General features: G+C 67.7%; 15 protein-coding genes and 1 pseudogene. 9 read left to right on the forward strand and 7 right to left on the reverse strand.

What is annotated here, in order from left to right:
- Positions 1–228: 228 nt before the first annotated feature.
- Positions 229–1,677, forward strand: a complete 1,449-nt coding sequence (locus QH196_RS02465) for an MlaD family protein (RefSeq protein WP_280414120.1) — start codon at positions 229–231, stop codon at positions 1,675–1,677.
- Positions 1,678–1,916: 239 nt separating this feature from the next.
- Here the strand turns inward: QH196_RS02465 and QH196_RS02470 are convergent, their stop codons facing one another.
- Positions 1,917–3,092: an acyl-CoA dehydrogenase family protein gene (locus tag QH196_RS02470; protein ID WP_280414108.1), complete on the reverse strand. Its 1,176-nt coding sequence runs from the start codon at positions 3,090–3,092 to the stop codon at positions 1,917–1,919.
- 181 nt (positions 3,093–3,273) lie between these two features.
- Here QH196_RS02470 and QH196_RS02475 point away from each other — a divergent pair, with 181 nt between their 5' ends.
- From QH196_RS02475 to QH196_RS02500, 6 genes are all read left to right on the forward strand, one after another.
- Positions 3,274–3,933, forward strand: coding sequence for a TetR/AcrR family transcriptional regulator (locus QH196_RS02475; protein ID WP_280414109.1), 660 nt, complete (start codon positions 3,274–3,276; stop codon positions 3,931–3,933).
- 135 nt (positions 3,934–4,068) lie between these two features.
- Positions 4,069–5,571 carry a class I adenylate-forming enzyme family protein gene (locus QH196_RS02480; RefSeq protein ID WP_280414110.1) on the forward strand — a complete coding sequence of 501 codons (1,503 nt, stop codon included), beginning with the start codon at positions 4,069–4,071 and terminating at the stop codon, positions 5,569–5,571.
- A gap of 26 nt (positions 5,572–5,597) precedes the next feature.
- Positions 5,598–5,903, forward strand: a complete 306-nt coding sequence (locus QH196_RS02485) for a hypothetical protein (protein WP_033246807.1) — start codon at positions 5,598–5,600, stop codon at positions 5,901–5,903.
- Between the two features lie 20 nt (positions 5,904–5,923).
- Positions 5,924–7,045, forward strand: a complete 1,122-nt coding sequence (locus tag QH196_RS02490) for a hypothetical protein (RefSeq protein WP_280414111.1) — start codon at positions 5,924–5,926, stop codon at positions 7,043–7,045.
- Positions 7,042–7,551: a twin-arginine translocation pathway signal gene (locus tag QH196_RS02495; RefSeq protein ID WP_432278208.1), complete on the forward strand. Its 510-nt coding sequence runs from the start codon at positions 7,042–7,044 to the stop codon at positions 7,549–7,551. The genes QH196_RS02490 and QH196_RS02495 overlap by 4 nt, the downstream gene beginning before the upstream one ends.
- Positions 7,521–7,763, forward strand: a complete 243-nt coding sequence (locus QH196_RS02500; RefSeq protein ID WP_280414112.1) for a hypothetical protein — start codon at positions 7,521–7,523, stop codon at positions 7,761–7,763. Before QH196_RS02495 ends, QH196_RS02500 begins: the two co-directional genes overlap by 31 nt.
- A gap of 3 nt (positions 7,764–7,766) precedes the next feature.
- Here QH196_RS02500 and QH196_RS02505 read toward each other — a convergent pair whose 3' ends face one another.
- Complete coding sequence (locus QH196_RS02505) at positions 7,767–8,531, reverse strand: SDR family oxidoreductase (protein WP_280414113.1); 765 nt, start codon at positions 8,529–8,531, stop codon at positions 7,767–7,769.
- 172 nt (positions 8,532–8,703) lie between these two features.
- Between QH196_RS02505 and QH196_RS02510 the strand changes: the two genes are divergently transcribed.
- Entirely contained in the window at positions 8,704–9,594 is an 891-nt protein-coding gene (locus QH196_RS02510; RefSeq protein WP_280414114.1) for an RNA polymerase sigma-70 factor, read from the forward strand.
- 108 nt (positions 9,595–9,702) lie between these two features.
- On the opposite strand, the gene QH196_RS02515 is transcribed toward QH196_RS02510, so the two are convergent.
- The 3 genes from QH196_RS02515 to QH196_RS02525 all read right to left on the reverse strand — a co-directional run bounded on the left by QH196_RS02515 (position 9,703) and on the right by QH196_RS02525 (position 12,331).
- Positions 9,703–10,470, reverse strand: a complete 768-nt coding sequence (locus QH196_RS02515; protein ID WP_280414115.1) for a hypothetical protein — start codon at positions 10,468–10,470, stop codon at positions 9,703–9,705.
- A gap of 284 nt (positions 10,471–10,754) precedes the next feature.
- Complete coding sequence (locus QH196_RS02520; protein ID WP_280414116.1) at positions 10,755–11,006, reverse strand: ferredoxin; 252 nt, start codon at positions 11,004–11,006, stop codon at positions 10,755–10,757.
- Positions 11,003–12,331, reverse strand: coding sequence for an NADH-ubiquinone oxidoreductase-F iron-sulfur binding region domain-containing protein (locus tag QH196_RS02525; protein WP_280414117.1), 1,329 nt, complete (start codon positions 12,329–12,331; stop codon positions 11,003–11,005). The genes QH196_RS02520 and QH196_RS02525 overlap by 4 nt, the downstream gene beginning before the upstream one ends.
- 322 nt (positions 12,332–12,653) lie before the next feature.
- Here QH196_RS02525 and QH196_RS02530 point away from each other — a divergent pair, with 322 nt between their 5' ends.
- Positions 12,654–13,127: a hypothetical protein gene (locus tag QH196_RS02530; protein ID WP_280414118.1), complete on the forward strand. Its 474-nt coding sequence runs from the start codon at positions 12,654–12,656 to the stop codon at positions 13,125–13,127.
- Positions 13,128–13,144: 17 nt separating this feature from the next.
- Here the strand turns inward: QH196_RS02530 and QH196_RS02535 are convergent, their stop codons facing one another.
- On the reverse strand, positions 13,145–14,014 hold the full coding sequence (locus QH196_RS02535; protein ID WP_280414119.1) for an alpha/beta fold hydrolase: 870 nt from the start codon (positions 14,012–14,014) through the stop codon (positions 13,145–13,147).
- A 91-nt stretch (positions 14,015–14,105) separates the two neighbouring features.
- Positions 14,106–14,300, reverse strand: a pseudogene (locus tag QH196_RS02540) (Rieske (2Fe-2S) protein); the annotation flags it as partial.
- Positions 14,301–14,416 lie beyond the last annotated feature (116 nt).

Below are 14,416 nucleotides of genomic sequence, written 5' to 3' on the forward strand. Positions count from 1 at the left end.
CGGCGGCGACCCGGCCCCCCCCCACCCCCCCACCAACCCCCCCGGATCCGGACCCCCCCCCCCCCCGCCCGCCCCCCCGCCGCCACCGCCGCCCGCTCCGGCCCCACCGGCGCCTGCCCCGGCTCCCGTGCCGCCGCCCGCGCCGGCGCCGCCGGCCGTGCCCGGCCTGCCGTTCCCGCTGCCGGAGATCCAGCTACCTCAGATTCCCGGGATTGGAGGCGGCTGATGCTGCTGTCCCGCTTCGTCAAAGCCCAGCTGATCATCTTCAGTGTTCTCTCGGTGATCGGGCTGGTGGTGATGTCGGTGATGTACATGCGCCTGCCGACTCTCGCCGGTATCGGCACCATCGGGGTCACCGTGGAACTTCCGGAGGCCGGCGGCCTGTACCGCTTCGGTAACGTGACCTACCGCGGGATCCAAGTCGGCAAGGTCACCGGGGTCGAGCTGGCGGGCGACGGTGTTCGCGCCACACTGGCGATCGACGGTTCCTACCGGATCCCCACCGACCTGACCGCCGAGGTGCGCAGTGTCTCCGCCGTCGGCGAACAGTACGTGGACCTGCTGCCGCGCACCGATTCCCCGCCCTACCTCTACGACGGCGCCACCATCGAACGCCGCGATACCGCGGTACCGCAACCGGTGGGCCCGATGCTGGACAAACTCAGCGCCCTGGTGGACACGATCCCCAAGGACGATCTCCGGCGCCTTCTCGACGAGATGTTCGCCGGTGTCAACGGCGCGAGCTACGACCTCGATTCGCTGCTCACCTCCGCCGAGAAACTGACCGGGGAGATGAACGGCGTCGGCGATACCACCAGAACCCTCGTGCAGGACGCCCAGCCACTGCTCGACTCACAAGTGCAGACCGCCGACGCGATCCGCATCTGGACCCGCGCCACCGCCGATGTCACCGGACAACTGATAGCCAACGACCCGGAGATCCGCACCGTGCTGCATTCCGGCCCGGCCTTCGCCGACGAAGTGTCGGCGCTCCTGGATTCGGTGGATCTGACGCTGCCGGTGCTGCTGTCCAACCTGACCTCGGTCGGGCAGCTCGGCGTCACCTACAACGCGGGCCTCGAACAGCTACTGGTCCTGCTCCCCCCCGTGGTTTCGCTGGTTCAGGCCGTCCAGCCGACCAAGAACGCCTCCGGTCTGGGGATCGGTGATTTCCGGGTGAGCGGCGTCTCCGATCCTCCCGCCTGCACCGTCGGCTTCCTCCCGCCGTCGGAATGGCGATCCCCGCAGGACACCACCACCATAGACACCCCCGACAACCTGTACTGCAAACTGCCGCAGGACCATCCGGTCGGTGTCCGGGGCGCCCGCAATATCCCCTGCGCCGACAACCCGGCCAAACGTGCCCCGACCGCGGCCATCTGCAACAGCGACCAGGAATACGTGCCGGTCGCACCCGAACAGCCGGTGGTCGGCCCGTATCCCCGCGACCCCGAACTGGAAAGCCAGGGCATTCCGCCGGATTCGCGTTTCGACCCGCCTCCCGGTAACGCCCCCGCCGCCGCAACGACCCCCGCCCCGGCCACCGCGCCCGCCGTCGCCTACGCCCAATACGATCCGGACACCGGTGAGTACCTGGCCCCGGACGGACAGCTGTACCGCCAGACCGATCTGGTGGCCGACAGCCACGGCAGCTGGGAGGAAATGCTCCCGCGCTGAGGCATAGCAACACGAGTCGTCGATGACCACCGACCGAACGCTGCACCGAATCGGCGAGGCAGCTCAGCTCGTTCACGGCCGAGCAGGAAGAGGCACGTCTGCTGCTCGCCGCGATTGGGGACGAGATCGGCAGGTGAGGAGGGCGAGCTGATCCGGGACGGCCTGGCGCGGCTGACCGAGCAGCTGCGCTGATCCGGCAGCGCAGCTGCTTCGCGACGGGGGCCGTCCGGCGCCGGCGGTCAGCTGCGGGGCAGGCCGAGGATGCGCTGGGCGATGATATTGCGCTGGATTTCGGAGGTGCCGCCCGCGATGGTTCCGGAGAAGCTGCGTAGATAGCGTTCGAACCAGCTCGGTGCGTGGTCTTCCAGGTTGAGCAGGCTGTGCCGGGAGGTGACCGTGGGATGTTCGAGTCCTTCGGCGCCGGCGGCGTCGAGGGCGGCTTCCAGACCGCGCTGCACACTCTCGGAACCCAGTAGCTTCAGTATCGAAAGTGCGGCCACATCCGCTTCGCCGCGGGATTCTTTGGCCAGCGCCGTCGAACCGAGCAGTTCGAGTGCCTGCAGATCCATGACCACGCCGGCGAAACGGTCGATTTCGAGTTCGGTGCGTGGCCGGAAATCCTGTACCAGCATGCGCAGGCGTTGCGCGAAACTCATCCACAGCAGGGTGCGTTCGTGGCCGAGCGAGCCGGTGGCCACGGTCCAGCCCCGGTTCAGTTCGCCGACCAGGTTCTCCACCGGGATCCGGGCGTCTTCGAAGAAGACTTCGTTGAAGTCCAGATCGTCGCCGGCGCAGGCCGAGGCAAATGGGCGGCGGCGTACGCCGGGCGTATCGGTGGGGATCAGCAGGACCGAGATGCCCTTGTGTTTGGGGGCGTCCGGATCGGTGCGGACGAAGGTGAGGATCACATCGGAGTCGTGGGCGCCCGAGGTCCAGACCTTCTGGCCGTTGACGACGAAATGGTCGCCGTCGCGGACTGCGCGGGTGCGCAGGCCGGCCAGATCCGAACCAGCGCCGGGTTCGCTCATTCCGAGGGCGGCGGGCATTTCCCCGCGCAGGATCGGTACGGCCCAGCGCTGCTGCTGTTCGGGAGTGCCGAAGGTGATGAGGGAGGCGGCGATGATGCCCTGTCCCTGCGGGTTGCAGCTTTCGTAGATCTTGCGGCGCCCGAGTTCCTCCCGGTGCACGTACTGCTGCAGAACCGTGGCATTGCGGCCGCCGAATTCGGGTGGGTACCCGGGAACCAGCCAGCCGTGGTCGAACTGGGTGCTCTGCCAGGCGCGTGACCATGCGGGCACGTGTGAGCTCGACTGCGGGCGCTCGGTGGCAACCGCCTCGGGCGGCAGATGCTCGTCGAGGAACGCGATGAACTCGGCGCGGAACTCTTCCACGTCCTCGTCGAAAGTCAGCTGCACTGTGTACCTCCTTTGGCCGATTATGAGAATATCATTCTCGCAACCGGATATTCTAGTTTCCGCGGCCGGTAGCCGGGCCGGGCAACGGGTCCACTCCGGTGGTTCCCGCCGCGGTACGAGTGAGCGGCCGGCGCGCGACCGTGCGGGCCGATCGACGGATACGGCAATCGGAGGTACGGCCATGCGGAGTACCGGTAGCGGGCTGACCCTGCAGCAGCGGATCGATGCGCGTTCGGTGCGCACCACCAAGCTGTTCGGCAGCGCGCAGGTGCAGCGCTTCCTGGATGCGGCGCGCGCGCTGATCACCCAGCGGGGCAGTACCGATTTCACCATGCACGAGGTGGTCGACGAGGCGGGGCAATCGCTGCGCAGCTTCTATCTGCTCTTCGACGGGAAGCACGAATTGCTGCTGGCTCTCTACGAGGAGGCCATCGCCAAGGTGGCCGGTCAGATCCGCGAAGCCACCGGAAACGATGCCGATCCGCTGGACAAGCTCCGCACGGCGGTGGAACTGCTGTTCGAGTTCTGCCGGCCCGACCCGGGCGCGCATCGGCCGCTGTTCACCGAATTCGCGCCCCGGTTGCTGATGTCGGATCCGATCGAGATCCAGGTCGCGCATGCGTCGCTGTTCGAATTGCTGGCCGATCTGGTGGGCGCCGCCGATGTCGCGGGGTACCTACGCGCGGGTACTCGTCCGCGGCGGCTCGCGGCCATGACGCTGCAAACGGTGATGTTCGTGGCGCAGGGGGCCCGATCCGATGACGGTGCCCATCCGATCACTGCGACGGAAGTGTGGAACCTGTGTGCGTTCGGTGTGCTGAGCGGGGGTGTGCGGGGGTGAGTACGGTACGGACCGGCTGGTTGGTCGATCCGGACTCCAAGGCCAGCGGATATGTTATTCTCGATTTTCGAGAATATCGATATCACTACCGGCCGGTCGCTGTATCGCGGCGTCCGGCATTCAGGAAGTAGTCGTATGAGTATTTCGCTACTGCTGGATATGGCGGCGTCGAACAATCCCGATCGGGCAGCCGTCGTATCGGGCGAATCGCGGTGGACCGGCGCCGAACTGGACGCGCTGGCCCACGGGGGAGCGGGCGCGATCGCCGGCTCGGGAGCCCGCAGTGTCGCATACGTGGGTACCGGCGGAGCGCTCCTGCCGCTGCTGATATTCGCCTCGGCCCGGGCCGGTGTGCCGTTCACGCCGCTGAACTACCGCCTCAGCGGCGATAAACTCGCCGAACTGATCCACCGGCTCGACGCGCCGCTGGTAATCCACGACGACGCCTACACCGGCGCCGTGACCGGCACTGCCGAACTGCTGTGGGATTCGGCGCGTTTCCTGGCCGCCGCCCGCGATACCGAACCGGCCGGCACCGAACCCGACCCCGATTCGCCCGCCGTCGTACTGTTCACCTCCGGGACCACCTCGCAGCCCAAAGCGGTCGAACTCTCGCACAACAACCTGGTCAGCTATATCACCGGCACGGTGGAATTCGCCTCCGCCGCGGACGACGACGTCTCGCTGATCTGCGTCCCGCCCTATCACGTCGCCGGGGTGGGGGCCGCGCTCTCGAACCTCTACGCCGGCCGCAAAATGGTCTACCTGCGCAGTTTCGATCCGCGCGAATGGATCCGGCTCGTCGAGACCGAACGGGTCACCACCGCGACCGTGGTCCCGACCATGCTGGACCGGATCGTCGGCGCGTTGAAAGCCACCGGATCGGGACTGCCCACCCTGCGCACCCTGGCCTACGGTGGCTCCAAAGTCGCGCTGCCGCTGGTGCGGACCGCGCTGGAGCTGCTGCCGGACGTCGGTTTCGTCAATGCCTACGGGCTCACCGAAACCAGTTCGACGATCGCGGTACTCGGCCCCGACGACCACCGGGCAGCGCTCGGCTCCGGCGACGAGAAAGTGGCGCGGCGGCTCGGTTCGGTCGGGCAGCCGGTACCCGGGATCGAGGTGCAGATCCGCGACGAGACCGGCGCGGTTCTGCCGGCCGAGGTCGCCGGGGAACTGTTCGTCCGCGGTCCGCAGGTATCCGGGCGGTACACCGGGATCGGTTCGGTACTCGACGCCCAGGGCTGGTTCCCGACCAAGGACCTCGCCGTACTCGACGCCGACGGCTACCTGTTCATCCACGGCCGCAGCGACGACACCATCATCCGCGGCGGTGAGAACATCGCACCCGCCGAGATCGAGGACGTGCTGGTGGAACATCCGGCCGTGCACGACTGCGCGGTCGTGGGCGTCGAGGACGCCGAATGGGGGCAGATCATCGTCGCGGTCGTGGTACCCGCCGAACCCGGCCGGACGCCGGACCCAGAAGAGCTGCGCGGCTATGTCCGCTCCGGACTACGCGGTTCCCGCACCCCCGACCGTGTGGTGTTCCGGCCCGAACTACCCGCCACCCCGACCGGGAAGATCCTGCGGCGCGAACTCGTCGCCGAACTCACCCGCGAAACCGCCGGCGCGTAACCGCCGCACGCGAAAGGAAGAAGATCATGGCCAAAACCGGGACCCGGCTACGGAGTCAGGTGTGTACTACCGAGGTGATCATCGTCCGGGCCGCCGACAGCCTCGACGATCTGCGGGCCGGCGGCGTACCGATGGTGCCCATCGACGGTGGCGCGGCCCCGTCGGACGGTGGTCCGCAGGAAGGTTTCGCCGACGGCAACCTGATCGGTAAACGCTACGTCGACGACCAGGGCGCGGAGGTCCTGGTGACCAAGGCGGGGGCCGGCACCCTCAGCGTGGGGGCCACACCGCTGACCATCAAGGAAGCAAAGCCGCTGCCCGCAAGCGACTGAGAGTGATCGAGGTGGGATAGATGCCCGAAACCGCCACCGACCCGATGATCCTGGCGGCCGAACAAGCCGATGCCGAGGCAGCGGCGGCGGAAGCCGAGGCGCTGGCCGCGCAGGCATCCGCGACCGCAGCCCGGGCTCGGGCCCGGGCCGCGAAACTGCGACGCGAGGCAGGGGAGCACCGCGCCGCTGCGGCCGATGCGGAATCCGCCACGGCCGGTAGCGCCGCGGGATCGGCGGATTCGGGGATATCGGATCCCGGGCCCACCGCGAACACCACGGACACGGATGCGGTCGGCGAGAGCGGTTCGGTCGCGGACGAGTCCGAGCGGGTAGCTACCGCCGCCGCATCCGCCACCGAAGCGGCGTCATCCGGGGCTAAGGCCGCGTCGCCGGAAAGTCCTGGTTCGGAGCCCACGGTCACGCAAGCGGAGGACGCCTCGAGTGCCACGCCGGAGCGCGGTACCGCGGCACGCTCGGGTTCGCACGCCGAGGTATCGCTGACGGAAGGCTCCGGCAGCGATACCTCGGCGGATTCCCGTTCGAGCAGAGGGGCGTCGAAAGGCTCCGATTCCGCCGCCGTCACGAAGAACCGCGCTTCGAAGGTCGCGGGCCGGTTGGCGGCCGCGGGGCGACGGGTGAAATCGAGTACGGTGCGGCGGCCGAGTGGCCGGGCGGTTGCCCGGGCGGTGGTGGCGGTGATCGTGCTCGTATCCCTGGCGGCCGGCGGGTATTCGATATGGAACCACCAGCAGATCACCGCGGCGCAGGCGCGGGAGGACGAGTTCCTCAATGCCGCCCGGGAAGGTGTTATCGCGCTCACCACACTGGATTCCGGTAAGGCCGCCGATGATGTGAAACGCGTCCTGGACCATTCCACGGGTGCCTTCCGCACCGATTTCCAGACGCGGTCGGAAGATTTCACCAAGGTCGTGGAGCAGTCCAAGGTCGCGACCCAGGGCGAGATCACCGCGGCCGCGGTCGAATCCATGACCGACGAATCGGCGGTCGTGCTGGTATCGGCCGTGTCCCGGGTCACCAACACGGCAGGCGCACAGCAGGAACCACGGGTGTGGCGGCTCAGCGTCACCGTCACCCGTGAGGACTCGGAGTTGAAGATGTCGAAAGTGGAGTTCGTACCGTGAGAATCCCCAGCCTGCTCCGCAAGGTCCGCCGGTCCCCGGAACCGGTTCTGCTCACCCTGCTGGCCGTGGTGGCGGTGGCCCTCGCCGCCGCGCTGCTGGTCTTCCAGTACCGGCCCGATTCCCGCGGTGACGCGGCGAAGAACGAGGTGCTCTCCGCCGCGACCGAGGGGACCGTGGCCCTGCTGTCGTATTCCCCCGAATCGCTGGACCAGGATTTCGCCGCCGCCAAATCGAGGATGACCGGGGATTTCCTCAACTACTACACCCAGTTCACCGAAAAGGTCATCGCGCCCGCCGCGAAGGAGAAATCGGTGAAAACCTCCGCGAGCGTCGTGCGCTCGGCGGTCGCCGAAATACATCCCGATTCAGCGGTCGCGTTGCTGTTCATCAACCAGACCACCACCAGCGCCGAGAAACCCGATCCGGCGCTGGCCGCCAGTAGTGTCCGGGTGACGCTGTCGAAGGTAGAAGACTCATGGCTGATCTCGTCGTTCGATCCCGTCTGAACACCGGCGACCCGGACCGCGCGGTCCGGGTCCGTGCCGAAGCGCCGGTGCTCGTCACCGTCTACCCGGTGCTCGACTACTTCTCGGTCTGCCCACGCTGCGGCTATACCGCCGAAGCATCGACCACGGTACGCACCTTCGCCGACGGCACAACCGACAGCGAAACACATATCACCTGCGGAATGCCTTGCGGCTGGCAGGAAACGCGCTGATCCTCACCACGGCACGGGGCCGTCCTCGGCGAAGAATCCGCCGGTGGGCCCGTCGGCGCCGAGGGTGGCCAGGCGTACGAGGATCGCAGCGCCCTGGGGCGGTGTCAGGAATCCGGTGTGGTTGTTGCTGTCGGTATCCACATACCCGGGCGCCACAGCGTTGACCAGGATGCCGTCCTTCCGCAACTCGTTCGCGTAGTTCACGGTCAGCGCGTTGAGTGCCGTCTTCGACGGTGAATACGCCGCCGAGGGCAGCAATCCGGCGAAGGGGCCTTCGGGGTCACCGATGAGGGCAAGTGAGCCGGCGTGGCTGCTGACATTGACGATGCGCGCTGCCTGAGACCGCCGCAGGAGCGGGAGGAAGGCGTTGATCACCGCGATCACGCCGAAGACGTTCGTCTCGAAGACCGCCCGCACCATATCGAGGTCCACGGTGCTCGGGACCTGGTCGTAGGCCTTGTCGGGGTCGACCTGCCGGTAGCCGGTCATACCGGCGTTGTTGATCAGGATGTCGAGCCGCCCGAACTGTTCCGCGATGTGGTCGGTGGCCGACCGGAGGGTGGCCCGGTCGGTGACATCCAGAGTTATCGGGTGCGCGGCACCGCCCGATTTGCGGATCGTTGCGGCCGCCGCCTCGCCACGTTCGGGATCCCGGGCGCCGATCAGGACGGTGCAGCCCTGCGCGGCGAGCAGTTCGGCCGCCGCGCGGCCGATGCCCTTGTTGGCGCCGGTGACGAGCGCGATCTCGGCGGTGTGATGATTGCTCATTGTGTCCTCATATGTGGTCGCTGTGCGTTGAACGACCACAAGATGCCGACGACCCCTGCGCTTGTGACAGTGCACCGATGTGTTGTGAACCACAGTCCGCAGATGTCACAGGACGCGATCGGGCGGCGTCCCGTGTGTGTTCTCCGGAGTCGAGGAACGGACAGGAGTCGCCATGAACGAGCACACGGACCCGGCCACCGAGGCCTTTGTCGCCCACCGCAACCTGCTCTTCACGGTCGCCTACGAAATGCTGGGCTCGGCCGCCGACGCCGAGGACGTGCTGCAGGAGACCTGGCTGAAATGGGTAGGGGTCGATCTCGCAACGGTGCGGGACCCGCGCGCGTACCTGGTGCGGATCACGACCCGTCAGGCGCTGACCCGGCTGCGTACGCTCGGCCGGCGCCGGGAATCCTACGTCGGCCCGTGGCTCCCGGAACCACTGCTGACCACTCCCGACGTCGCCGACGACGTCGAACTGGCCGAGAACATGTCGATGGCGATGCTGCTGGTGCTGGAAACCCTCTCACCCACCGAACGCGCGGTATTCGTGCTGCGCGAAGTGTTCGATCTGGCCTACGACGAGATCGCCGAAGCCGTGGACAAGACCCCGGCCGCGGTCCGCCAGATCGCCCACCGGGCGCGCGCCCACGTCGCCGCGCGTCGGCCCCGCGGAGTCGTGTCACCGTCCGATACCCGCAACGCGCTCGCCGCTTTCCAGCGCGCGATCGAAACCGGAGATCTTCAGGGCTTGCTCGACCTACTCGCTCCGGACGTGGTGCTGCTGGGCGACGGCGGCGGAGTGAAAGAGGCGGCCCCGCGCCCGATCATGGGGGCCGGGGCGGTGGCGCGACTGCTGACGGTCGGCCTGCCGCGATTCGGCGATGCGCTCACCGCCGAACCCGTGCATATCAACGGCTCCCCGGCTCTGATCGTCCGCTCCGATGGGCAGATCGACGATGTCGTGGCGCTGCGAATCGACAACGGCAGGGTGACCGGGCTCTACATCGTGCGCAACCCGCAGAAGCTCGCGCGGGCGCACGAAGAGACCTCGTTGACCCGGTGAGTGCGCTATCTCGCTGGGGGCCGGTCGCGCAGGAACGGCGACCAGCGTCGCAGGCGTTCGAGGTCGTCCTGCGGAGCGCTCTGCGGCTGGCAGGAAACGCGGTAGTCGTCAGTGTGGTGTGCCGCCTCCGGCGCCGTATTTGTTCATGTAGACCCCCATGAAATGGGACCGCCAGTAATCGCCGTACGACTGAGTCGTGCCGCTGCCGGTTTCCTCCAGATCATGGAACCCAGCTATCAATTCTCGGGCCTGGTCCCTGGACAACGCACCTTCGGTGAATTCTTGGTAGATGCGTTCGTATTCGCTGTAGTGGCGCCCACCGACCGGGATGTAGGGCCCGCCGTTGTGTTGGACCTCCAGGAAGACCTGCACGCCGAACAATTTGGCCTCACCCTCGTCGTTCAGGTGTTCGGCGACATTGTGTTCCACCCATTCTTCCGGATCTCCGCCGCGATAAGGCAATTCACGGGGCGGATTCGGATTGGTGGCGTGCCCGACTTCCTCGGCGAGGATAGCGGTCTGCTTCCGGTTGTCGTTCTGCCATATCGGGTCGACGACGATCCGCTGAGACTCGCGGTCCGCGTAACTTCCGTCACCGGGTCGCCCGTATTCGATCGTCCAGCCTGTCCGGCGGATTTCGGACAGAGCCGTGGTCAGGGTGGGGGACAACTTGGCCAGCTCACTGACCTCCTCACCGAGTTCGGGCACGAGCCGACCACGGTGCAGCAAGGCGTCCGGCCGGGTGTTGGTGGCAGTAGGTGGAGCGGAATTTTCCTTCCATACTGCGGGTTCCGGGCGGGTGGTGGCGTCGGAACCGGCGGCCACGTGGCCGACCCGGTGCTCCCCGCCGCGGTCGGCGCCGGTGCTCTGGTTCACCCCACAATGTAAGGTTCGGGTGAAGGATCGGTACGTTCGGTCGGCGATACCGTCTGTCGCGACGTACAGAGCACGTTCGGTGCGCTTGAGTGCCAGAGTGAATGCCTGTGTCACTGCGTTGTCCATGGGCGGTGGGACTCTGTGCTCGCCATCGAACCTTGTGGTTTCGCGGCAGTCTCTGAGCCGTATCGGACGATATCACGGTCGCCGCAGGGAAAGTGGCCGATTCGGCACCGAGGGGCCGGGCACATGAGGATCGCGACGCTCGGGCGGGCGCCAGGAATTCACTCCTGCACAGCACTCGCCGCACCCCCGACGGATTCGCCCCCCGGCCGGTTGCGTTCGGGCAGGGTGGTGATGGCGTGGACCGGGCAGTCGAGCAGTGCCCGGGTTACCGCGGGCTCGTCGCCGGGGGCGATGACCGGGTCGCCGGCGAGCGAGGCGTAACCCCAGTCGTCGAGGGGGAAGTGTTCGGGGGCGTGCTTGGCGCAGATACCGAAGCCGTCGCAGAGTGTGCGGTCCAGCTTGATCTTCACAGGAGAGCCTCCGTTTCCACGCGGTAGGGGGCACGATCGGTGGCGGGAGTAGCGGCGCAATCCGGGCAGTGGTTTCCGAGATGTGCGGCGACCTCCTGCGGGAAGCGGTCCAGCAGGCTCGCCGCGGTATTGCAGGCGGCGTCCAGGGTGCCGCAGGCGCCGCGGCCACGCAGGACCGTCGACCAGCGGCGCAGCCGGTCCAGATCGTCCTCGGCGGCACGACCTTCGGCCAGTGCGGTCGTGACGGCGGCCATGGCGGCGGTGCCGTTGAAGCAGGAACCGCACTGTCCGGCGTTCTCGCGGTCGAAGTAGTTCAGGACTGCTGCCGCGACGGCGACCGGGCATTCCTCGGTGAGGACCGCGAGGGCACCACAGCCCAGCCCCGAACCGGCACGGCGCAGTGTTTCGTGGTCGAGCGTCAGGCCGGTGAACGAGCGGTCGAGCAGGCCGGTGAAGTATCCACCGACCAGGGCCCCGCGCACCGAATCGGCCGGAATGCCGTGCAGGGCGAGCAGATCGGTGACCGGCAGGCCGTAGGGAAGTTCGTACAGGACCGGAGCCCGGTGCGCGGCGGTGACGGTGGCCAGGAAGGTGCCCGGGGAGAGCGCGGTGCCCGCGGCGCGGTATGCGTCGGCGCCCCAGCGGTCCAGGAAGGGCAGGTTGGCGAGGGTTTCGACATTGCTGACCAGTGTCGGCAGCCCGGCCACACCGGCTTCGTAAGGCCGGGGCGGTTTGTCGGTGGGTACCGCACGACGGCCGTTGATCGCCTGTACCGCGGCGGTTTCCTCACCGGCCACGTACCCGGGATCGACCCGGACCACAGCGAGTTCCGGGCCACCGGGCACCGCGCCGCCGAGCTCGTCGAGTGCCGCTACCACCGATCGTTCGGATTCCGGGTCCGATACGTAGACGTACCCGCGCCGGGCGCTCACCAGGGCGGCGGCCAGCCGGATACCGTCGAGCACCAGATGCGGGCGGTTGCGCAGCAGCCAGCGGTCTTTGAAGGAGGCGGGTTCGCCCTCCTCACCGTTGGCGACGACAACGGTTTCCGTCCACCCGGCGGGCGCGCCGGCACCGGCCGGGCTCGCGGCGCGGACACTGTTCACCTTCACCGCGAACGGAAACCCGGCGCCGCCGCGCCCCCGCAACCCGCTGCGTTCGACGGTATCGGCCAGCGCGGTAACCGCGCCGATCGGCCGGTACCCTCCGCTGTCGCGGTATTCGTAGGCGGTTTCGACCCCGCCGCCGAGCCGCAGCAGCCGCGGTTCGCTACCGGGGTAGGGAACCACCGCCAGACCCCCGGCCGACGAGAAGGTGTGCTGCATCGTGCCTCCTGAGTGGACGCGGCACCCGGGCCGCTCTGATGATGTCTACGTCCGCAGCAGCTCCGAACGTGCGCCTGACCGGGCGGCCCACCCATCTCACCGAGCGGTGCGGTTCCCGGCGTATCTGCGCATTCACGGAACCTGTCCGTGCCGGCCGCGTCGATGTCTGCCGCTTGGTCGGTCGGGCCACCGATCGCTGATGACGGGAAGCACACTGATTCGTCGATACCGCGACTGCCGGCCCGTGTACCGGCTCCTTCCTCGCGACCGTGCCCGTTCCGGGGGTGGGCCGGGCCCGTACGCGCCGGTTAGGCTCGTCGGCATGCGAACTGCGGTGTTGCGGGTGAATATCGATCCGGCCGGGGAACTCACCGGCGAATCGCTGGCCCGCGGTATGGCGGATCTGGCCGGTGCGCTGACCGAAATCGAGGGCGAAGTCCTGGAGAAGGATCTGGGGGCGGCCCCGCGGTCGCGGCGGGAGGTGCAGGTGTTGCTCGATACCGGGGACGCGGCGGCGGATACGGCGCGGGTGGTCGAAATCTGTGCCCGGGTGTTCGGCACCGAACCGGTTGCGGGTGTCGTCACCTATGTCAGTCGCGGTACCGACGACGACGCCTACGGGGTGCTGGCCGGGTTCGGGCTCACCGGGGAGATCATCCGGCTGCCCGGCAGCGACGGCTACGACATCCTGCAGGTGCGTTTGCGTGAGGCCGATCTCGAGCGGGTCCCGGAGAGCCGGATCCACACCGCGCTGGAGGCCTCGACGAATTGTGAGGTCCGGATCAGCACGGTGTGACGCCGCGGGGCACCGACTCATCGGTCGCCCAGGAATTTCAGGATCTCCGGGGCGGCCAGTACCCAGGTATCGAACATGTTGTACTGCTTCGCCCGCCCCTGCGCACGGTCCTCCATGGCGCGCTCCCAGGCGTCTTCGGGCCACGGTGGATCGATCAGTATCGAGCCTTCGATCAGGCAGTGCACCTCGAGCGACGTGCGTTTCGGATGGTCCATATCCTTCGCGCCACCGCGGATGATCAACGTGGGTACCTGGATCCGTTCGAACATCTCGTCGTCCACGCCGGGGATCGTCTGACCCGGTTTCGGTACGTAGGCGTTGAGCCAGCGCAGCGAGAGTTTCACGAACTCGTCGGAGTCCAGGGCGCGCAACCGCTGTTCGTTGTCCGGGTTCGCCGCGATCAGCTCCTGCCATTCCTTCATCCGCAGCAGACCCTCGGTCCCCAGCGCCCGCACCGTCTGCAGGCTGGGCAGGACGTAGTAGGCGCCGAGGTTGAACGTGCCGTAGACCCCGCCGACGATATTCCACAGGACGAGATCGGTGACGAGCTCGGGGTACAGCATCGTGGTGAGCATCGAATCCCGCGCACCGCCCGATCCGCCGGCCAGGATCACGGGTCCGGTACCCAGTTCGGTCAGCAGTCCGTGCAGCGTTTCGGCGCGCATATGCGATTCGGTCTGCCCGTAGAACTGCACATCGGAGGCACCGCAGTTGGGCCGGTCCCACAGCAGGACCCGGTAACCGCCGGTGACCAGGGCCTCGGCGAGCGGTCGCAGCCCGGGAATCTCTTTGCTGTAGCGGCCACCCGGGGTGAGCACGATGAGATCCCCGGTGTCACCGAGGATCTCGTAGACCACTTTGCCGCCGTTGACCGTTACCGCGGGCATAGCACACTCCTGCCAAGGGTTCGGGGAGCCGCCGGGGCGGAAACTCCCGCGGCCGGCCGTGTGGACGGCGGGCCGGGATCAGCTGTTCGGGTCAGGCGGTGACCAGTACGTCGTCGCCGACGACCCGCACCGGGTAGGTGCGGATACTCCATTCGGGTTTCACCGCGGTGGTACCGGTGGCGAGCTCGAAGCCCCACTGATGCCACGGGCAATAGATGAATTCGTTGTCCCGCACCATTACTGAATCGCCGGGTACCGATTCGTCGACCACAGTGCGGGCCGCCGGGCCGGCGCCGGGCCCCGGGGGCCCGGGGGCTACCCTAACCGCTACTAAAATGGTTTTTCAGCCGGGGATGGACGCGGATTTGATCACAACGTTCTCCGTCGGCACATCCTGGTGCA

It is taken from the genome of Nocardia carnea (genome assembly GCF_029868325.1).
Taxonomy (GTDB): Bacteria; Actinomycetota; Actinomycetes; order Mycobacteriales; family Mycobacteriaceae; genus Nocardia; species Nocardia carnea_C.